The 19,452-nt window shown below is 65.0% G+C and carries 14 protein-coding genes, 1 tRNA gene and 1 pseudogene; 11 read left to right on the forward strand and 5 right to left on the reverse strand.

Annotated features, from left to right (window positions below):
* The first annotated feature begins 320 nt into the window (after positions 1–320).
* The 4 genes from LB536_RS23475 (at position 321) to LB536_RS23490 (ending at position 4,024) form a co-directional block, all read left to right on the forward strand.
* Positions 321–405, forward strand: a tRNA-Leu gene (locus LB536_RS23475).
* 893 nt (positions 406–1,298) lie between these two features.
* A complete protein-coding gene (locus LB536_RS23480) occupies positions 1,299–1,841 on the forward strand; it encodes a cytochrome b (protein ID WP_224596776.1) in 543 nt (180 codons plus the stop codon).
* A gap of 183 nt (positions 1,842–2,024) precedes the next feature.
* A complete protein-coding gene (locus tag LB536_RS23485) occupies positions 2,025–3,716 on the forward strand; it encodes an FAD-dependent oxidoreductase (protein ID WP_224596779.1) in 1,692 nt (563 codons plus the stop codon).
* Positions 3,716–4,024, forward strand: coding sequence for a UBP-type zinc finger domain-containing protein (locus LB536_RS23490; protein ID WP_224596782.1), 309 nt, complete (start codon positions 3,716–3,718; stop codon positions 4,022–4,024). The genes LB536_RS23485 and LB536_RS23490 overlap by 1 nt, the downstream gene beginning before the upstream one ends.
* Before the next feature lie 39 nt (positions 4,025–4,063).
* On the opposite strand, the gene LB536_RS23495 is transcribed toward LB536_RS23490, so the two are convergent.
* Together LB536_RS23495 and LB536_RS23500 are read right to left on the reverse strand one after the other, a co-directional pair.
* Positions 4,064–4,243, reverse strand: coding sequence for a hypothetical protein (locus LB536_RS23495; RefSeq protein WP_181178680.1), 180 nt, complete (start codon positions 4,241–4,243; stop codon positions 4,064–4,066).
* Between the two features lie 96 nt (positions 4,244–4,339).
* The gene (locus LB536_RS23500; RefSeq protein WP_224596928.1) at positions 4,340–6,331 is read right to left on the reverse strand and encodes a BTAD domain-containing putative transcriptional regulator; all 1,992 of its coding nucleotides are present in this window, start codon (positions 6,329–6,331) and stop codon (positions 4,340–4,342) included.
* A gap of 249 nt (positions 6,332–6,580) precedes the next feature.
* On the opposite strand from LB536_RS23500, the gene LB536_RS23505 reads away from it, so the two are divergent.
* From LB536_RS23505 to LB536_RS23535, 7 genes are all read left to right on the forward strand, one after another.
* Positions 6,581–7,669 (forward strand): PLP-dependent cysteine synthase family protein, encoded by a 1,089-nt coding sequence (locus LB536_RS23505; RefSeq protein ID WP_224596786.1) that lies wholly within the window; start codon positions 6,581–6,583, stop codon positions 7,667–7,669.
* Between the two features lie 12 nt (positions 7,670–7,681).
* A complete protein-coding gene (locus LB536_RS23510) occupies positions 7,682–9,169 on the forward strand; it encodes a pyridoxal phosphate-dependent decarboxylase family protein (protein ID WP_224596789.1) in 1,488 nt (495 codons plus the stop codon).
* A gap of 50 nt (positions 9,170–9,219) precedes the next feature.
* A complete protein-coding gene (locus tag LB536_RS23515) occupies positions 9,220–9,576 on the forward strand; it encodes a hypothetical protein (protein ID WP_224596790.1) in 357 nt (118 codons plus the stop codon).
* 132 nt (positions 9,577–9,708) lie between these two features.
* Positions 9,709–10,080, forward strand: coding sequence for a hypothetical protein (locus LB536_RS23520; protein WP_140760300.1), 372 nt, complete (start codon positions 9,709–9,711; stop codon positions 10,078–10,080).
* Positions 10,081–10,190: 110 nt separating this feature from the next.
* Positions 10,191–10,817: a CDGSH iron-sulfur domain-containing protein gene (locus LB536_RS23525; protein ID WP_224596793.1), complete on the forward strand. Its 627-nt coding sequence runs from the start codon at positions 10,191–10,193 to the stop codon at positions 10,815–10,817.
* Between the two features lie 315 nt (positions 10,818–11,132).
* On the forward strand, positions 11,133–13,175 hold the full coding sequence (locus tag LB536_RS23530; protein WP_224596795.1) for a hydantoinase/oxoprolinase family protein: 2,043 nt from the start codon (positions 11,133–11,135) through the stop codon (positions 13,173–13,175).
* A 299-nt stretch (positions 13,176–13,474) separates the two neighbouring features.
* Positions 13,475–15,655 (forward strand): malate synthase G, encoded by a 2,181-nt coding sequence (locus LB536_RS23535; RefSeq protein ID WP_224596798.1) that lies wholly within the window; start codon positions 13,475–13,477, stop codon positions 15,653–15,655.
* 134 nt (positions 15,656–15,789) lie between these two features.
* On the opposite strand, the gene LB536_RS23540 is transcribed toward LB536_RS23535, so the two are convergent.
* The 3 genes and pseudogenes from LB536_RS23540 to LB536_RS23550 form a co-directional block, all read right to left on the reverse strand.
* The gene (locus LB536_RS23540) at positions 15,790–16,902 is read right to left on the reverse strand and encodes an alpha-hydroxy acid oxidase (RefSeq protein ID WP_224596801.1); all 1,113 of its coding nucleotides are present in this window, start codon (positions 16,900–16,902) and stop codon (positions 15,790–15,792) included.
* 112 nt (positions 16,903–17,014) lie between these two features.
* Entirely contained in the window at positions 17,015–17,470 is a 456-nt protein-coding gene (locus LB536_RS23545) for an HIT family protein (RefSeq protein ID WP_411966575.1), read from the reverse strand.
* A gap of 317 nt (positions 17,471–17,787) precedes the next feature.
* Positions 17,788–19,319, reverse strand: a pseudogene (locus tag LB536_RS23550) (YifB family Mg chelatase-like AAA ATPase).
* Positions 19,320–19,452 lie beyond the last annotated feature (133 nt).

Here is a 19,452-nt window from a genome sequence, read left to right on the forward strand (position 1 = left end):
CCTCCCGGCGGACAAGAAAACTGTCACCCATGCTATCGGTCCATTCTGTTACCTATCTATCCGGTTCGGACAGCCGGGCATTTCTCCCCGTATAGTGACGGGGAGAAAGAAGCCGACCGCGACGCTGGCGCTCTTTTTGCAACGCCGATAATTGGCGAAATCGTCGGTGAGAGCGCCCCTCTCCCCGTCCCTATACGGGGAGAGGATGCCGGCAGGCGGGTGAGGGGCAGCGCCGACGCCCGAAACTGAGTCGGCGAGTGGCGGCCTTCGAAAAAAGCGCGTTGACAGCAATCGCTTGCCCGCTTATTGAGCCCGCACCAGCCCAGATGGCGGAATTGGTAGACGCGCACGGTTCAGGTCCGTGTTCCGCAAGGAGTGGAGGTTCGAGTCCTCTTCTGGGCACCATTTTTTCCCGACTACCAACGGGATCAATTAGATAGGCCAATTCAATTCGTTGAGTTCACGCTCGTGGGTGTGTTTCTGGCTTGTCCGACCCATGAAGCGTATTGGCTCCCTCAAGCACTGTTTCGCCCGGCGAGTCCCCCCTGGTGTCAAAGGCCGCACGGCGGGCCCCAAGCGCGCATCCCGTTGGGCCAAGCGATTGTCTCGTCCACGCGGCATCAGCACGAGCCCACGCCCCGCTGCTTATTGTCCTCGGCGTCGCGCAGGCTGGTGCTGATCTAACGGCTTGTTTCGGCACTATAAAGCTGCTGCAATCGACCGACTGGCGATAGGGGGCACGGATGCTCAAGTGGGGAGCGATCTTGGGGGTTATCGGGTTCCTTGCCGGCTTCGTAGGGCCGATTGTCCTTACGCCCGAGGCAAACCAGGGGCCGCTGCTCGGAATATTCATAACCGGGCCACTCGGCTTTCTTGTCGGCCTGGTTGTCGGTCTCGTGTTGAAGCTGCGGCCGCATCGTTACTAGAGCATGATGTCGAAAAGTGCGAAGCGGTTTTCGGACAACATCATGCTCTATCTCTTTTTGATTTAGACTAGAGCCGGCTCTAGCCTCTCGGCCCTGACTTCCGCGATCTAGTAGCTTCGCCAATTGCCGACCTCCGTGCGCTTTCGGAAGGCGGCTGACCGATCCGTCCCGGCCGGCGCCGCAGCCTATTACCGCGGCCATCATTTGATCGTCGCATGCGCCGGTTCGGCTACGGCTCAGTGCCTCATCTCCCGGCGCCTCCCGAAAGGACGCATCGTGTCCGGCCCGGCGCGACCAAAAAGGACCACTGTCCCGACAAAGCTTTGACATGATCGCGCGTAGTTTAGAAACATTCAAAACTGGATGCCTCGCATGAATCCCACCTACACAAGCGCGCAAAAGGCCATGCACTGGGCCGTGTTCCTGCTGGTTATCGGTCTTTATGGCTTGACCTATGTTGAGGAGCTTTTTCCCCGCGGCGACCCCGGCCGTGCGCTCGTCTGGTGGCTTCATATTTCGTTTGGGATGCTCTTGTTCGTGCTGATCGTTGTCCGCGTCGGCCTGCGCCTGACATTGGAAGCCCCGGGGCTGCCGCGGCAAATGTCAGAGCTGGAACGATGGACGGCCAAGGTCGCGCATCTGGTGCTTTACGCACTGCTCGTGGCCATACCGGTTCTTGGCATCGTGTTGACGTGGTACAGGGGCGATGCGTTGAGCTTCTTTGGCCTCTTCACCATCCCGGCGCCGGTTTCTCCCGACCGCGACGCGGCCCGATTCGTAAGGGAGCTGCACAGCCTCTGCGCCAATCTGATCCTCATCCTTGCCGGACTGCATGCGGCGGCTGCGCTGTGGCATCATTTCATCCGCAAGGACGATGTGCTCAAGCGTATGTTGCCGGAAGCGGCTGGCTCCTGAGAGGCGGCCGCGGCCCAAGGCGATCATTCCTCTGGGCGGCGAACCCTGAGTTTCGAAATTCTCAAGTGGGCCGGCCCTGGTCATCCCGGAGCGACGGCGTGGTGACTGGCCCAACCTCCCCTCCCGGCTAGTCCGCGAACAAACCGCTTCAAACGGCGCGCCCGCTTCGCTACGCTCGCTGCCATGTCTCAATCCAGCACCGCGATCTTCGGCGCCCGCCGCGACCAGGCGTTTCCAACTCTGGCCGAGGCGGACATCGATCGCATGCGCCGGTTCGGCGAGGCCAGCGCCTATGCCGCCGGCGAGCACATTTTCGAGGCCGGCGATGTGTCCCCGGGGCTGATCGTCGTCCTGTCGGGCAAGGTCGACATCACCCAGGATGGCAAATTTGGCCGGCGCGAGACGCTCGTCACGCATGGTCCCGGCAGCTTCGTCGGTGAACTGGCGCAGCTTTCGGCCCGTCCCTCGCTGGTCAATGCGCAAGCGGCCGAGGCGGTCGAAGCGTTCGTCATCTCCTCGCAGAGGCTGCGCGACTTGATGGTGCAGGAGGCCAATCTCGGCGAGCGCATCATGCGGGCGCTGATTTTGCGCCGCGTCGGGCTGCTCGAGAGCGGCACGATCGGCCCCATCATCATCGGGCCGGCGGACAATGGCGATGTTCTGCGCCTGCAGGGCTTTCTCGCCCGCAGCGGCCAGCCCCACCGCGTGCTCGATTCAAAAACCGATCCTTGTGCAAAAACCCTGTTCGAGCACTTCCATGTCGATCCGCACCATTTGCCGGTCGTACTTTGCCCGAATGGCAGGCTGCTGCTCAATCCCGCGGAGAAAGACCTCGCCCGCTGCATCGGCCTGCTGCGGCCGGTCGACGCCAGCAAGGTCTATGATGTCGCCATCGTCGGCGCCGGTCCGGCCGGGCTGGCGGCGGCGGTCTATGCGGCGTCCGAAGGACTGTCGACCATCGTGCTCGATTGCCGGGCCTTCGGCGGCCAGGCCGGCGCTTCCGCGCGCATCGAGAATTATCTCGGCTTCCCCACGGGCATTACCGGCATGGCGCTGATGGCACGCGCCTACAACCAGGCGCAGAAATTCGGCGTCGAGATGGTCATCCCCGACGAGGTGAAGCTGCTCGGCGCCGCCACCGACGGCGCGCGCTACCAGCTTGCGGTCGGCGACGGCGAGACGGTGCACACGCGCTCGGTGGTGATCGCCAGCGGCGCGCGCTATCGCCGCCTCGATGTCGCCAACCTCGCCGAGTTCGAAGGCACATGCGTGCATTATTGGGCCTCGCCCATCGAAGCACGGCTTTGCGGCGGCCAGGAAGTGGCGCTGGTCGGCGCCGGCAATTCGGCCGGCCAGGCGGCCGTCTTCCTGGCCAGCCATGTCGGGAAAGTGGCGCTGCTGGCGCGTGGCGGCAGTCTCGAGGCCTCGATGTCGCGTTACCTCGTCGAGCGCATCAGGGCGCAGCCGAACATTGAGGTGCTGGCCGGCACCGAGATCGAGGCGCTGGACGGCGAGGAAGGCAATCTTGCCACGGTCCGCTGGCGCGACCGCTCGACCGGCGCCTCGACGACGCGGCCGATCCGCCATCTCTTCCTGTTCATCGGCGCCGACCCGAATACCGATTGGCTCGTCCAATCCGACGTGGCGCTGGACGCCAGGGGTTTCATCCGCACCGGCTCGGACACAGCATCGGCGCATGGCGTGATGGAGACGAGCCGCAGCGGCGTGTTCGCCATCGGCGACGTGCGCTCCGGCTCGGTCAAACGCGTCGCGGCTGCCGTCGGCGAAGGCGCCCAGGTGGTGGCGGCGTTGCATGCATTTCTTGCGCGGGAAGGCAGCCGTGCCGACGCCGCTCAACCTGTCGGGAGAGTGTGATGGCTGACGAGTGCAGACACGCGGCTGGCATCAAGGACGTGACGCCGAGCGCGCTCGGCTGCGAGGAGTGCCTGAAGAGCGGCTCGTGGTGGGTGCATCTGCGGCTCTGCCGCACCTGCGGCCATGTCGGCTGCTGCGACGACTCACCCAACCGCCACGCGACCAAACATTTTCATGCCACCAGCCATCCCGTGATCGAGGGCTATGATCCGCCGGAAGGCTGGGGCTGGTGTTATGTCGACGAGATCTTTCTCGACCTCGGCGACCGCACGACCCCGCAGAGCGGCCCGATCCCCCGCTTCTACTGAGCTATCGAGCAGCCCGGAGAAAAGCGGGTTCGGCCTGATTTATCGTACCGACCCGGTAACGGTCCTGTCGACATCCGGAACGGATTTGCGATCGTTGCCGGCAAGGGCGGCGATGAGCAGCAGGCTGGCCACGACCGGAACGAACAGCACGGCGATACGGGCCTGTATATGAAGAATGGCGCGCCATTCGCTGCTGCGCTTGTCGGGGCTGTCGCTCATCATACTCACTTTGCCATGGACCCCCCGAGGTCACATAGCCGTCAACGGTTAAGCAACTCCTTCCGACTTCGTTAACGCAGGCGTTCAAGCCTGAAATCAGCCCAACCCGATCCGCCTTGCGCCTTGCCGGAACAACGCTTCGGCGTCGGGCTCGAAGCGGAACGTGCCGATGAAATCGTCGGCGCGGTAGTCCGGCAACGTCTTGCGGATGGCGGCGGCAAAGCCGCGCGCCTCGTCGAGCCGTCCTGCCAGCGCCAGGCAATGTGCCGCGATCGCCAGGATGATGGTGTGCGCGTTCGGCCGCGCCGCCGCCTTCAGCGCCCATACGGCCGCCTCCTCGAACTGGCCGAGCCGGACATGCGCCATGGCCCGCGCCCCCAGCATGCCGAACAGCAGCGGATCGAATGGACTCAAATGGCGCGAATGATCGGAGGAGCCGATTGCCGCCCGCGGGTCGCCCGACTGCGAATGGACGAAGGACAGCGCGTAATGGCCGAGCGCGAAATTGGGGCTGAGTTTCACCGCCTGTTCCAGTTCGCCTAGTGAGCCCTCCTGTTCGCCGCGCAGCCACAGCGCCCGCCCCATTGCCCAGTGCGCGGCCGGATTGTGGTCGTCGACCAGCAGGCTCTGGCCGGCGCTCTCGAAGGCCAGCGCGCTTTCCCGGTCGCGGTCGCCCCAGCGCTGGAAGGCGTTCTGCCAATGGGTGAAGGACAGGCCGGCATAGGCGCGGGCGAAGGTCGGATCGAGCTGCAAGGCCCTCGCAAAGAAATGCCGCGCCGTTTCGTTCTCGGCCTGCGTGAAGCGGTACATGTGCCAGAGGCCGCGATGATAGGCCTCCCAGGCATTGAGCGAGTTGGGTGCCTTCAGCAGGGCGCGGTTGCGCTCGACCGTCTCGATCTCCACCGAGATCGACGACACGATGCTGTCGCCGATGTCGTCGAGCACGGCAAAAATGTCGTCCGGACGGCGCTCGAAGGTCTCGGCCCAGACGATTCTGGCGGTACGCACCTCGACGAGTTCGACGCTGACGATCAGGCGACTGGCCATGCTGCGCACCGTGCCGGTGGCGAGATAGTCGACTTTCAGCCGGCGGCCTGCCTCCTCGGGCGCGATGCCCTTGTCGGCCAGCGCGAACACCGATCCGCGCGCGATGACGAAGAAATCCCGCAGCTTGGCGAGGCGGGTGATGATGTCGTGGGTGAGGCCGTCGGCCAGCCCGCCGCGCAGGCCGGATTCATCGACGAACGGCATCACCGCCAGCGACGCATGGCTCGGCTCGACCGGACCAGGGTCGGGTGGACCAAGGTCGAGCAGGTCTAGCGATGACGTCAATTGCGATGCCGTGGACTGGCAGGCCGGCTGCGCCTGCTGGTCACGGATCATGCGCCATGTTGCCCGCAGCGGCGCGAAATCCAGGTCTTCCGACTGGAACAATTGTGCCGCCACCGCCAGATGCTTCTCGGCTGCGGCGATCTCGCCGCGCCGGGCGAGGCTCGCCAGCAGCGCCGTGTGCGCGCGCCCGTCTAAAGGGGCGAGTTCCACCCACCTGTCGAGATGCGCGATCCCCTCGTCGCAGTCCGCGGGCAGGCTCGCGACGAGCCGTTCCAGCACCGCCGCGTGGACGGACCGGAAGCGTCGGCGCTGGCCGATCAGCCAGCTGTTGAAGTGCGGATTGCGTTCGAGCTCCAACCCGTCGAGGAAATCGCCGGCGAAGAGTTCTGCCAGGGCTCGCGACCGCTCCGCATCGAGCGTGTCGATCCCGTGCGCGGCGGCATGGCTGATCTCCAGGGCATCGACAAGGCAGCCGCCGAGATCGAGCGCGACCGTATCGTCCTGCGTGCGGACATGGCGCCGGTCCGGCGTGTCGAGAGCGCCGCGCAACTTGCTCAGGCACCAGCGCAGCTCGCCTCGCGGATCGTTGGGCACGTCCCACAGAAGTTCGCACAGGCGGCTGCGCCCCACCGGATGTGGCGCCAGCACGAGATAGGCTAGCAGCGCCCGCAGCTTGCGTGACGCCGGCAGCGCCATCGGCGCGCCGTTGCGCATGACCGTCAGCGGTCCGAGCAGCCGCACGGACAGGCACGGCATGCCGCCGTCCTGCCTCGATGGTGCGGTTTCCACGTCCGTTTCCACGCCTGCTCCCACGCTGGCCTGTCGGCCCTTACTTTATCACCAAACACGACACGGCGCATCCGGCGGCGAATCTCGCGCCGGCAGCGGTCATTGCCGCATCGCCGGCAACGTCAGTCCTAGCGCGGCAAGGTCTCGAAACCTCGCCGCCCAGGCCGCCGGTTTGTAACCGGTTCGTGAAAATGAACACGATCGAGGAGATCAACGATGTTGAACAAACAGAAAATCAGGACCACCGCCGGGCGCGGCCGCCTGTTCGACAGCATTCTCGACACGGTCGGCGACACGCCGGCGGTGCGCATCAACAATCTCGCGCCGGCCCATGCGACCATCTACGTCAAGGCCGAGTTCTTCAACCCGGGCGCCTCGGTCAAGGACCGGCTGGCGCTCAACATCATCGAGGAGGGCGAGCGCAGCGGCGCGCTGAAGCCGGGCCAGACCGTGGTCGAGGCGACCAGCGGCAACACCGGGATCGGCCTCGCCATGGTCTGTGCGCAAAAGAACTATCCGCTGGTCGTCACCATGGCCGACAGTTTTTCGGTCGAGCGCCGCAAGCTGATGCGCATGCTCGGCGCCAAGGTGGTGCTGACGCCACGCGCCGAAAAGGGTTTCGGCATGTACAAGAAGGCGGTCGAGCTGGCCGAGGCCAATGGCTGGTTCCTTGCCCGCCAGTTCGAGACGGCCGCCAATGCCGCCATCCACGAGGCGACGACCGCGCGCGAAATCATCAATGATTTCGCCGGCTCGCGGCTCGACTGCTTCGTCACCGGCTACGGCACCGGCGGCACCGTCGTCGGCGTTGCGCGCGTCTTGCGCCGTGAACGGCCCGACACCCGCATCGTGCTCTCCGAGCCGGCCAATGCGCAACTGATCGGCAGCGGCAAGGCGCAGCAGCGCGGGGCCGATGGCGCCCCCGCCGCCAGCCATCCGGCCTTCGAGCCGCACCCGATCCAGGGTTGGACGCCGGATTTCATCCCCAACGTCCTGCAGGAGGCGATCGATGCCAGCCTTTACGACGAGGTGATCCCGATCGCCGGGCCAGACGGTATCAAATGGGCCAGGGCGCTGGCCCAGAAGGAAGGCATCTTCACCGGCATTTCCGGCGGCGCCACCTTCGCCGTTGCGCGCCAGGTCGCGGAGAAGGCGCCCGCGGGATCGGTGATCCTGTGCATGCTGCCCGACACCGGCGAGCGCTATATGTCGACACCGCTGTTCGACGGCATCGAGGCCGAGATGGACGCCGACGAGCTGGCGCTGTCGCGCTCGACGCCCGGCTGCCAGTTTCCGGCGGCTTGACGGGAGGCAGTCATGGACATCGCGCGAGAAACCGTCGGCATGGTGGCCGAGGAAACGCTTGACCCCGCCGACTGGGCCGATGTCCAGGCCCTGTCGCGCCGGGTCGTCGACGATGCCGTCGATTATTTGCGCGACGTGCGCGACCGCCCGGTATGGCGGGAAATGCCCGTGGACGTGCGAGCGTTTTTCGCGGCACCCCTGCCGCGTGCGCCGGCGCCGCTGGCCGATGTCTACGGCGAGGTCTCCCGCACTGTGATGTCCTATCCCATGGGCAACATCCATCCGCGCTTCTGGTCCTGGTACATGGGGTCGAGCAACTTCACCGGCGCGCTCGGCGATTTCTTGGCGGCGATCCAGGGCTCCAACCTCGGCGGCGGCAACCACGCCGCCGGGCTGATGGACAGCCAGGTGGTGAACTGGTGCAAGGAGATGCTGGGCTTTCCGGCCTCGGCCTCCGGCACGCTGGTCAGCGGCGGCTCGATGGCCAACATCATTGGGCTTACCGTGGCGCGCAACACCAAGGCCGGCATCGATGTGCGCGAGCACGGCGTCGCCGCGATCGAGAAGCCGCTGCGCTTCTACGGCTCGGACCAGATCCATTCCTGCCACCGCAAGGCGATGGAGGCGCTTGGCCTCGGCACCCGGGCGCTGCGCCGCATCCCGACGGATGCCGGGCTGCGCATCGACATATCGGCCCTGCGCGCGGCGATCGGCGAAGACCGGGCAGCCGGCCTCACGCCGGCCTGCGTCATCGGCAATGCCGGTACGGTGAACACCGGGGCGATCGACAACCTCAGGGCGCTTGCCAAACTCGCTCACGAGGAAGGCATGTGGTTCCATGTCGATGGCTGCATCGGCGCGCTGATTGCGATCGCGCCGCAAAACGCCCACCGCGTCGCCGGCATCGAATGGGCCGATTCCGTCGCGCTCGATCCGCACAAATGGCTGCATGCACCCTTCGAGGTCGGCTGTGCACTGGTCAGGGATGCCGCAGCGCACCGCCGGACCTTCGCCGTGACGCCGGAATATCTGGAGTCGACGCCGCGCGGCCTCGCTTCCGGCGAATGGCTGCACGATTACGGCCTGCAGACCTCGCGCGGCTTTCGCGCCCTGAAAGTGTGGATGGCGCTGAAGGAACATGGCATCGAGAAATTCGGCCGCCTGATCGACCAGAACATCGCGCAGGTCTCCTATCTGGCCGGTTTGATCGAGGCCGAGCCTTGGCTGGAGCTGGCGGCGGTGCCGACCATCAACATCGTATGCTTCCGCTACCAGCCCGGTTTGGCGGGCGAAGCGCTGAAGGCGCTCAACACCGAGATCATGCTGCGGCTGCAGGAGCAAGGCATCGCCGCACTCTCCGACACCACCGTCCATGGCGAGCACTGGCTGCGCGTGGCGATCACCAATCATCGCACCCGACGCGACGACCTCGATCTGCTGGTGCGCGAAGTGGTGAGGTTGGGGCGTGAGATCACTGCGCAGGGCCCGCTGTCTTCCTAGTTACCGGCGAGCGTGCCAGTCTGCCCGCGATGATTCGGGGGAGGTCGGCGGTGACGCTGTTTCGCATGGTTGCGCTGGCGGCACTGGTCCAGGCCAATTCGGCGGAGGCCGCCGACATGGCGTTTTTCGTCAAGAACCTGCGCAAGGAGGCGGTTGCGGTCGAGCTGTTCAGCCGCGACCGCGAGACCGTCTGGCCGGGCAGCGACAAGGTGTTCCTTGTCGATCCGGGCTCACAGAAATCGGTGCCGATCTCCTGCAATCAGGGCGAACGCATCTGCTATGGCGCCTGGGTCGACGGCAATGACAAGATTTCCGCTGGCGTCGGGCCAGACAACGACCAGCCCTGCGATACCTGCTGTTTCATCTGCGTGGAGCACACGACCGAGACGATCGACCTGGTGCCGTAAGACAAGGTGGGCCATAAGCGCGTCGGACCCAAATTAAGTCAGGGATCCAGTCACCAGCCCCACTTCCGCGATTCAGCACGGCATGCGATGGTTGCGGCGCGGCCAGATGGGCCGCTTATTCAGGGGGTTACCATGTTCTGCGCCTATGCGCGCCGCTCGCTGGCCGCGCTTTCTCTCGCCATGTTGCTGGTGCCGTCGGCCCATGCCGGCGACGTCACCTTCGCCGTCAAGAACAGCCATCCAAACGCCATGCGCCTCGAGCTCTACAGCCAGGACCGCGACTATGTCTGGCCGGGCAATGGCAAGGATTTCTATCTCGACGACGGCGAGACCAAGCAGCTGCCGATTTCCTGCAATGAAGGCGAATCGATCTGCTACGGCGCTTGGGTCGATGGCGATGAGGGCACCTATTGGGGCGTCGGCCCCGGCAACAAGGAAAAATGCGAGGATTGCTGCTACACCTGCAGCGGCGGCGAGACCGAGGAGATCGAGCTGGTCCCCTGACCGGTTTGCCAGCTTGACGGTTTTCCTGCTGGGAGCCATAGCCTACCCAAACACCTAAGGCACGCCGCGTCATTCAGGCGGCGTGCTCCAGGCAAACAGGGAGCACGCCAATGGCCGGCATGGTCGAAAGCGACAAGATCGACGTCGGATTTTCCGGCAAACGCTGCATCCACTCGCGCAATTGCGTGCTTGGCGACCCGCATGTCTTCGTGCCCAACGCGCCGGGCCAATGGATCCATCCCGAGGCGGCCAGCGTCGAAAAGATCGTCGCGCTGGCCGAGAACTGCCCCTCGGGCGCCATCACCTATGTCCGCAAGGATGGCGGCCCGCAGGAAAAGCCGCCTGCGGTCAACACCGTGCGGCTGCGCGAAAACGGCCCGCTGGCGGTGCATGCCGAGATCGTGCTTGGCGACGAGACGTTTTTCCGCGCCACGCTCTGCCGCTGCGGCGCCTCGCAGAACAAGCCGTTCTGCGACAACAGCCATATCAAGGCCGGCTTTGCCGCCACCGGCGAACCGGCGCTGAAGGATACGCCAGCGCTGGAGACCCGCAACGGCCCGCTGAAGGCGACGCCGACCGCGAACGGCCCGCTCAAGCTCGAAGGCAATGTCGAGATCGTCACCGGCACCGGCCACACGATCGACCGCACCACGAAGGTCTTCCTGTGCCGCTGCGGCCACTCGGCGAACAAGCCGTTCTGCGACGGCAGCCATAAGAAGGTTGGGTTTGTGGGGTAGCTGCGGAGGTTGGCGCGAGGCGCCCCCCTCTGCCCTGCCGGGCATCTCCCCCTCAGGTGGGGAGATCAGATGCCACGCCGGGTTTCGCCTATCGCCAACGTTGCTGGGGCAGCGCCGGCACTGAAACTGCCAATCTCCCCCCTTGAGGGGGAGATGTCCGGCAGGACAGAGGGGGGCGCCTCACGCCAAACCTTTCAATAAATTCTCCACCGCGCCAGTGCCGCGTCCCTTGGCCCATCTCTCCCGGCTTTATCCGCAAGCCCGTATCGGCTAAGGGCAGGCAACCAAACCATTTGCCCGGACTTTCGCCCCAAAATGACCACCAAATCCAAGCCCGCCCCTCTCTTCCTCGGCATCGACACCGGCGGCACCTACACCGATGCCGTGCTGTGGTCGGAGACCGAGGGTCCCCAACAGGGGCCGAACAAGGGCAAGGTGCTGGCCAAGGCCAAGGCGCTGACCACGCGGCATGATCTGGCCGTCGGCATTTCGGGTGCCGTCGATGCGGTGCTGGAAAAGGCTGGTACCGATCCGGCCGGCATCAAACTGGTCTCGATGTCGACGACGCTCGCCACCAACGCGCTGGTCGAGGGGCAGGGCGGCCGGGTGGCGCTGGTCATGATCGGCTTCTCCGAGGCCGATCTTGCCCGCGATGGGCTGAAGACGGCGCTCGGCACCGACCCGGTGGTGTTTTGTCCGGGCGGTCATGATGTGCACGGCAATGCGGCAAAGCTCGACCTGTCCGGACTGGAGGCGATGCTGCCGGAACTCGGCGTTTCGGTGTCCGGCTTTGCCGTCTGCGCCTATTTCGCCACCCGCAATCCCGCGCATGAGATCGCCGCCCGCGAACTGATCCGCGACAGGACCGGTCTGCCGGTCACATCGAGCCATGAGCTGTCGGCCAAGCTCGGCGGCCCGCGCCGGGCGCTCACCACGCTGCTCAATGCCAGGCTGATCTCGATGATCGACCGGCTGGTGGCGGCGACCGAGGGGTTTCTCACAGCGCGCAACATCGCCGCTCCCTTGATGGTGGTGCGCGGCGATGGCGCGCTGGTTTCGGCGGCGTTTGCCCGCCAGCGGCCGATCGAGACGATCCTCTCGGGTCCCGCCGCCAGCCTGGTCGGCGCCCGCCACATGACCGGGCTCGACAATGCGGTGGTGTCCGACATTGGCGGCACCACCACCGACGTCGCCGTGCTCGATGGCGGCCGGCCGCGGCTCGATCCGGAAGGCGCCACCGTCGGCGGCTTCCGCACCATGGTCGAGGCGGTCGCCATGCGCACGTTCGGCCTTGGCGGCGATTCCGAGGTGACGCTGGAGGACGGCGCGCTCAACCCGAAGATACTGCTCGGGCCGCGCCGCCTGGTGCCGCTGGCGCTGGCCGGCATGGCGCATGGCGAGGCGGTGACAGCGGAGCTCGAACGCCAGTTGCGCGCCCCCAACACCGGCCGCATGGATGGCCGCTTCGCGGTCCGCACCGGCGTGCCGGACCGGCTCGCCGCGGGGCTGACCGCCCCCGAGACAAAGCTCTATGAGGCGATCGGCGCGACGCCGCTCGCCCTCGACAGGCTGCTGACCTCGAACGCCCAGAACGCCACGCTGAACCGGCTGGTCTCGCGAGGGCTGGTGCATATCTCAGGCTTCACCCCGTCCGACGCCGCGCATGTGCTCGGCAAGCAGGCGAACTGGGATGCCGCCGCCGCCCGCCTCGGCGCAGAACTGTTCGCCCGCAGGCGCGATGGCCGTGGCCAGGCCATCGCTGCCTCGCCGGAAGCGATCTCGGAGCGGGTGCTGGTGACGCTGACGCGCTGGTCGGCCGAATACATCCTGGAAACCGCCTTTGCCGAGGACGGGCTCGATGGCGCGGCGACCGTGGCGCACGCGCTGGTCCAGCGCGCCGTCGACGCCCACCCCGGCATCGCCCGCCTCAGCGTCGCGCTCGACCGGCCGGTCATCGGGCTCGGCGCGTCGGCCCCCCTGCACTATGCCGGCCTGGCGCCCTTGGTCGGCAATGACTGCTTGGTGCCCCGGGATACCGATGTCGCCAACGCGCTCGGCGCCGTCGTCGGCCAGGTCAGGGTGTCCGCCGAGGCCCGCGTCAGTCAGCCCAAGGAAGGCCTGTTCCGGCTTGCCTCGGGTGAGACGGTGCGCGATTTCCTCGACGAGGCGGCGGCGATCGCGGCCGCCGAGGCCGACGTGCGCGCCATCGTCGCCCAGCGTGCCCTTGATGCCGGCACCGACAGCGCCGAGATCGACGTTGCGACCGAGTTTCGTGTCTCGACCGTCGAAGCGCAGCGCATGTTCATCGAAGCGCATGTCGTAGCGGTGGCCTCGGGCAGGCCGAGGATCGCGGTTTGAGGAAGAAGAGCGATCTCCCCCCTCGTGGGGGAGATGGCCGGCAGGCCAGAGGGGGGCGCTGTCCCGCCAGCATCTCCGTTCTCCCTTTGCTCCAACTTTTTGGTGGGGATGACATATCCACGGCAAGATGGGCAGCGTCGGCGATCCTTCGCGCCCCCCTCTGCCCTGCCGGGCATCTCCCCCACGAGGGGGGAGATTGGCTAACCGCCAAAATGCCCCACCTTCATCCTAAGCCGAATTGACCCCGCAACCCCAAACATGCCAAACGCCCGCAAAGCCTTTCATCTGGAGAAGCCCTGATGACCGATCGCATCGAGATCGCCGGATTGCGCATTGCCCGCGAGCTGCATGACTTCGTCGTCGACGAAGCGTTGCCCGGCACCGGCATCGAAGCGGCGCGCTTCTGGGACGGGTTCTCAGTCATCGTCCACGATCTCACGCCCAAGAACCGGGCGTTGCTGGCAAAACGCGATGCCATGCAGCAAAAGCTCGACGGCTGGTATCGCGACAATGGCGCGCCCATCGACATGAACGCCTACAAGGCGTTCCTGAAGGAGATCGGCTATCTCGTTCCGGAAGGGCCGGCCTTCAGCGTCTCGACCGAAAATGTCGACCCGGAAATCGCTGTCGTCGCCGGGCCGCAGCTCGTCGTGCCGGTGATGAACGCGCGCTATGCGCTCAACGCCGCCAATGCGCGCTGGGGCTCGCTCTACGACGCGCTCTACGGCACCGACGCCATTCCCGAAACGGACGGCGCGCAGAAGGGCAAGGGGTTCAACCCGGCGCGCGGCGCCAAGGTCATCGCCTGGGCCAAGGACTTTCTCGACCAGTCGGTGCCGTTGACCACGGGCAAATGGGCCGGCGTCAACGGGTTGTCCGTCGCGAACGGCGCGCTGAAGGTCGGCGAAGGCGCCGGCTCGACGACGCTGGCCGATCCCAGGCAATTCGTCGGCTATCGCGGCGACGCCGCCAACCCGCAAGCCGTGCTCCTGGTGAAAAACGGGCTGCATGTCGAGATCCTGATCGACCGCGCCAACCAGATCGGCCGCACCGATCCGGCAGGCATTGCCGACGTCATCCTGGAATCGGCGCTGACCACCATCCAGGACTGTGAGGATTCGGTCGCGGCTGTGGATGCTGAGGACAAGGTCGTCGTCTACCGCAACTGGCTCGGCCTGATGAAGGGCGACCTTGCCGAAGAAATCAGCAAGGGCGGCAAGAATTTTACCCGCAAGCTCAACCCCGATCGCGTCTACACCGCGCCCGCCGGCGGCACGCTGACCGTGCCTGGCCGCTCATTGATGCTGGTGCGCAATGTCGGCCACCTCATGACCAATCCGGCGATCCTGGGCCGCGACGGCAGCGAGGTGCCGGAAGGCATCATGGACGCCGCGATGACGGCGCTGATCGCACTGCACGATGTCGGGCCGAAGGGGCGGCGGATGAACTCCCGCGCCGGCTCTATGTATGTGGTGAAGCCGAAGATGCACGGGCCGGAGGAGGTCGCCTTCGCGGTCGACATCTTCGACCGAGTCGAAGCTTTGCTCGGCATGGCCCGGAACACCATCAAGATGGGCATCATGGACGAGGAGCGGCGCACCACGATCAACCTCAAGGAGGCGATCCGCGCGGCACGCGAGCGCGTGGTGTTCATCAACACCGGCTTCCTCGACCGCACCGGCGACGAGATCCACACCTCGATGGAAGCCGGCCCGATGATCCGCAAGGGCGACATGAAGCAGGCCGCCTGGATTTCCGCCTACGAGGCCTGGAATGTCGACACCGGTCTCGAATGCGGGCTCGCCGGCCATGCCCAGATCGGCAAGGGCATGTGGGCGATGCCCGATTTGATGGCGGCGATGCTGGTCGAGAAGATCGCGCACCCCAAGGCCGGCGCCAACACCGCCTGGGTACCGTCGCCGACGGCGGCGACGCTGCACGCCACGCACTATCACAAGGTCGACGTGCACGCCGTGCAGGCGGCGCTGAAGAGCCGGCCGAAGGCCAGGCTCGACGACATATTGTCGGTGCCGGTGGCCGTGCGGCCGAACTGGACGCCCGACGAGATCCAGCGCGAGCTCGACAACAATGCGCAAGGCATTCTGGGCTATGTCGTGCGCTGGATCGACCAGGGCGTCGGCTGCTCGAAAGTGCCTGACATCAACGATGTCGGCCTGATGGAAGACCGCGCCACGTTGCGTATCTCCTCGCAGCACATCGCCAACTGGCTGCGCCACAAGGTCTGCTCGGAAATCCAGGTCAGGGATTCACTGCAGCGCATGGCCGCCATCGTCGACCTGCAGAATGTCGGCGACCCGCTCTACCGGCCGATGGCGCCGGATTTCGACAGCTCGATCGCCTTCCAGGCCGCCTGCGACCTGGTGTTCGAGGGGACGAGCCAGCCAAATGGCTACACCGAGCCGGTGCTGCATAAGCGGCGGCTGGAGCTGAAGGCGCGCGATAGGCAGGAATCAGCCTGAAAGCCCTCACACGCCTTTGATCGCGCGCGACAGGAATACGTCAGTATGCCTGACATGCGCCGGGGTTTCGCGAAAAGGCGCGCAGGGGTTGAAGCCGAACGCCTCATCTGGAACCTGTGACGCCGCAACAAAGCTTAGGAGCTTCGCGACAAATCTATCAGCGGAAACGCGCTCAAAGCGTTCGGTATAGTGACTGGAAGTGCTGGATGCAGATACGACCGATCCAATGCGCCAATGGCTGGGACACCAAGCAGAGCCATGGAACGGAGCATCTCGTCTTCCATGAGCTCAAGCATGCGAATAATTGCCGCCTCGCCCCCCGCTGCTAAGGCGTAGCACTGCATGCGACCAAGGCCCACGAGGTCCGCGCCTATCGCGAGGGCCTTTATGATGTCCGATCCGCGACAGAAACCTCCATCGACCATCACCTTCGCTTGTCCGGCTACAGCGTCGACAACTTCGGGTAGTACGTCCATCGTACCTCGACCATGGTCGAGCTGACGGCCACCATGGTTCGAAACGTAGATCCAATCCACGCCATGATCAACCGCGATATGAGCATCCTCGACTGTGGCAATTCCTTTCAGCACGAGTGGAATGTCATAGGTATCCTTGATCAACTTGACGGTTCGCCAATCGAGGCTGGCTTGGTACGCCTGACCAGGCCACTTTCCCAATCCAGTCATCCGATGGCGATTAGCAATATCTCGATCACGTCGGGCGGGGACCGCGGTATCGACGGTCAAGCAGACTGCAGCACAGCGGCACGCAAGCGCACGAGTAATGTATCCATGCACGAAGGCATCGTCCCCCCTGACGTAGAGCTGGGCTATTCGCAGTGCTGAGGGCGCCGCGTCGGCGACGGTCTCAAGAGGCGTGCACCCCGAACTGAGCATATGGGCGACACCGTACGCTTGAGCGACCGATGCCACAGTTGCTCCTCCACCCAGGCCGAATAGATCCAATGGACCAGTGGGCGCGAAAAAAAGAGGCAAGCGCAGACTTTGACCAAAGTGCTCGACCATGAGGTCTACGACGCTCACATCACGCAGCACACGCGGCTTGAAGGCAATGGAATCGATGGCCAAACGGTTGCGTTTGAGCGTTGTCTCCGTTTCTGAGCCACCTACGAGTGTGTCCCACTTTTCCTTCGGCAGGATCTGGTGAGCTTTCCGAATGATTTCATGCAAGCTCTCGAATTCGCTGAATCTGGAAGCAGCGCCTACAGTTTCATCTCCTGCACTCATCACGCCTCCTGGTGCGGTAGGTCTCGCAAAACTCCCGATTAAAACGACAGTTCTGCACCCGGACTTCTGCTACAGATATGATCCATCACGACGGCAATCTGCACATCTGCTCTCAGAGCCGTCGCTCCCCTGCCATGAGCGGCGAAGATGGGCCGACGGCAGAGTTGCCAAATCTAGCTGTTATGTTCTCCCGAAGCATCTCGATTGCCTCGTGAACAGAAGGCCCCAGAATCGACGGCGGGTCTTCCCTCTCGCAGAACTCTCGCCAAACAAACAGTGTCAGCTCGGCACCATCGGTCGCTGGTTCCGGTGGTGACTGCCCAAATGCTTGGAGGATACGGTATCGTTCATCTTGCCAAAACAGGTCTTCCACCCATTGATAAATCGGGATCACATGGAAGTGGATCGGCCAACCGGAGTCATGACCGTATCTGCCCAGATACACACGCATGGCTCCGAGCAGTGATTGCAATGCGCTCTGAGCGCCTCCCAACACTGGACCCAGTTCGGCAAGTGCTGGCGCCGACAACGTGGATAGATCGATGGTGTCAGTCTTTGAACCGACCATCAGATAGCCGGGAAGGGCTGAGTTCCGCCTGTGCGTAACGAGCCAATGTTCGGTCTCGAAAATGAGGAAATCGTCAGGAACCTTCAGTGCAGTTCTCCACTCGTAGCGCGCAACTGGGGCACCGCACCTTGCCGCATTACACAGCGACCGCAAAGGTCATGAGTTGTCGCGCCGGCTAAAAGCTCGCACAACGTTAGCAGGGTTTGGCCGTTGACCGCCGCCACTTCAAGCTCTCGTTTGACCATCTCTTGCCTTGCCACCGGCGAAGTCGAGCAGGTCACGCGCCGAGGCCGGATGCCGGCCTCTGGGCACGAACTCTACGCGGCCTGCGCCACGCGCTCCGCACTCATACGGTACGAAATCGCTTCGGCCAGATGGATGCGGCCGACGGCCTTGCTGGCGTCGAGATCGGCCAGCGTGCGTGCCACTTTCAGCACGCGATGGTAGGCGCGGGCGGAAAAGGCGAGTTTTTCGCTGGCGTCCTTGAGCAGCGACAGGCCGGCGGCGTCCGGCATGGCGATCGCCTCGATGACCGCGGGAGAGCAATGCGCGTTGGTGGTGGCGCTGTTGACGCCGAGCCGTTCGAAGCGCTCGCGCTGGAGGGTGCGCGCGCGGCCGACGCGGAGTGCAACTTCGGCGCTCTTCTCCGCCCGGTCGGGCCGGATCAGGTCGCTGGCCGAGACCGCCGGCACATCGATCCTGAGATCGATGCGGTCGAGCAGGGGCCTGAGATGCGTGCCTGATAGTCGGTGCGGCAGCGCTCGCCGCGCAGGCAGCGATAGCCCGGCTCGCCGGCCATGCCGCAGCGGCACGGGTTCATCGCCGCCACCAGCTGGATGCGTGCCGGATAGGTGACGCGGTGGTTGGCGCGCGCGATCATGCAGTCGCCGGTCTCGAGCGGCTGGCGCAGCGCATCGAGCGTCTGCGGCGTGAATTCGGGGAACTCGTCGAGGAACAGCACGCCGTGATGGGCGAGCGACACCTCGCCCGGCCGCGCGCGTATGCCGCCGCCCACCATTGCCGCCATCGAGGCCGAATGGTGCGGGGCGCGGAAGGGCCGCCGGTCGGTCAGCTTGCCTTCGCCGAGCTCGCCAGCCACCGAGGCGATCATCGAAACCTCGAGTAATTCCTTCGGCGCCAGCGGCGGCAGGATCGACGGCAAACGCTGCGCAAGCATCGATTTGCCGGAACCGGGCGGACCGATCATCAGGAGATTGTGGCCGCCGGCGGCCGCCACTTCCAGCGCGCGCTTCGCCGTCTCCTGGCCCTTGATGTCGGCAAGGTCGGGCAGGTCGCGGGCCGAGGCATGGATGCCGGCTTCGGGGCGAGACAACACCTGCGTGCCGCGGAAATGGTTGGCGATGGCAATCAGGCTGCGCGGCGCCAGAATGTCGAATTCCCGCCCCGCCCAGGCCGCTTCCGGTCCGCAGGCGAACGGGCAGATCAGGCCCTTGCCCTGGGCATTGGCGCCGATCGCGGCGGGCAAGGCGCCGGCGACCGCGGTAATGGTGCCGTCGAGCGACAGTTCGCCGAGCACGACATAGCCGGCCAGCATGTCGCCCGGAATGGCGCCGAGAGCCGCCATCAGCCCGAGTGCGATCGGCAGATCGTAATGGCTACCTTCCTTGGGCAGGTCGGCGGGCGCCAGATTGATCGTTACTTTCTTCGACGGCATCGACAGGCCCGACGCATGCAGGGCCGCCTGGACCCGTTCGCGGCTCTCGGCCACCGCCTTGTCCGGCAGGCCGACGATGTGCATGTTGACCTTGCCGGGCGCGATCATCACCTGCACGTCGACCGGCACGGCCTCGATGCCCTGGAAAGCGACCGTACGAACCCGCGCCACCATTTTCTGCCCCCGATGCCGGCTCGCCGCGGGCCTTGTGAACAGGCCGCGAGCGCCGTCAACGCAAGACAACCACAGATTTCAGGCTTAGGCAAGAACAATACAAGAACAAAAAGGACGGATTTCGTGGAAAAGG

The sequence above is a fragment of the Mesorhizobium sp. ES1-3 genome, from assembly GCF_020164795.1.
Taxonomy (GTDB): Bacteria; Pseudomonadota; Alphaproteobacteria; order Rhizobiales; family Rhizobiaceae; genus Mesorhizobium.

Excerpts from the sequence above, each read along its gene's own strand:
- LB536_RS23480 (WP_224596776.1), top strand. The coding sequence starts at position 1,299 with ATGAATCCCACCTACACAAGCGCGCAAAAGGCCATGCACTGGGCCGTG.
- LB536_RS23485 (WP_224596779.1), top strand. The coding sequence starts at position 2,025 with ATGTCTCAATCCAGCACCGCGATCTTCGGCGCCCGCCGCGACCAGGCG.
- LB536_RS23490 (WP_224596782.1), top strand. The coding sequence starts at position 3,716 with ATGGCTGACGAGTGCAGACACGCGGCTGGCATCAAGGACGTGACGCCG.
- LB536_RS23495 (WP_181178680.1), bottom strand. The coding sequence starts at position 4,243 with ATGAGCGACAGCCCCGACAAGCGCAGCAGCGAATGGCGCGCCATTCTT.
- LB536_RS23500 (WP_224596928.1), bottom strand. The coding sequence starts at position 6,331 with ATGCCGTGCCTGTCCGTGCGGCTGCTCGGACCGCTGACGGTCATGCGC.
- LB536_RS23505 (WP_224596786.1), top strand. The coding sequence starts at position 6,581 with ATGTTGAACAAACAGAAAATCAGGACCACCGCCGGGCGCGGCCGCCTG.
- LB536_RS23510 (WP_224596789.1), top strand. The coding sequence starts at position 7,682 with ATGGACATCGCGCGAGAAACCGTCGGCATGGTGGCCGAGGAAACGCTT.
- LB536_RS23520 (WP_140760300.1), top strand. The coding sequence starts at position 9,709 with ATGTTCTGCGCCTATGCGCGCCGCTCGCTGGCCGCGCTTTCTCTCGCC.
- LB536_RS23525 (WP_224596793.1), top strand. The coding sequence starts at position 10,191 with ATGGCCGGCATGGTCGAAAGCGACAAGATCGACGTCGGATTTTCCGGC.
- LB536_RS23530 (WP_224596795.1), top strand. The coding sequence starts at position 11,133 with ATGACCACCAAATCCAAGCCCGCCCCTCTCTTCCTCGGCATCGACACC.
- LB536_RS23535 (WP_224596798.1), top strand. The coding sequence starts at position 13,475 with ATGACCGATCGCATCGAGATCGCCGGATTGCGCATTGCCCGCGAGCTG.
- LB536_RS23540 (WP_224596801.1), bottom strand. The coding sequence starts at position 16,902 with ATGAGTGCAGGAGATGAAACTGTAGGCGCTGCTTCCAGATTCAGCGAA.
- LB536_RS23545 (WP_411966575.1), bottom strand. The coding sequence starts at position 17,470 with ATGGTCGGTTCAAAGACTGACACCATCGATCTATCCACGTTGTCGGCG.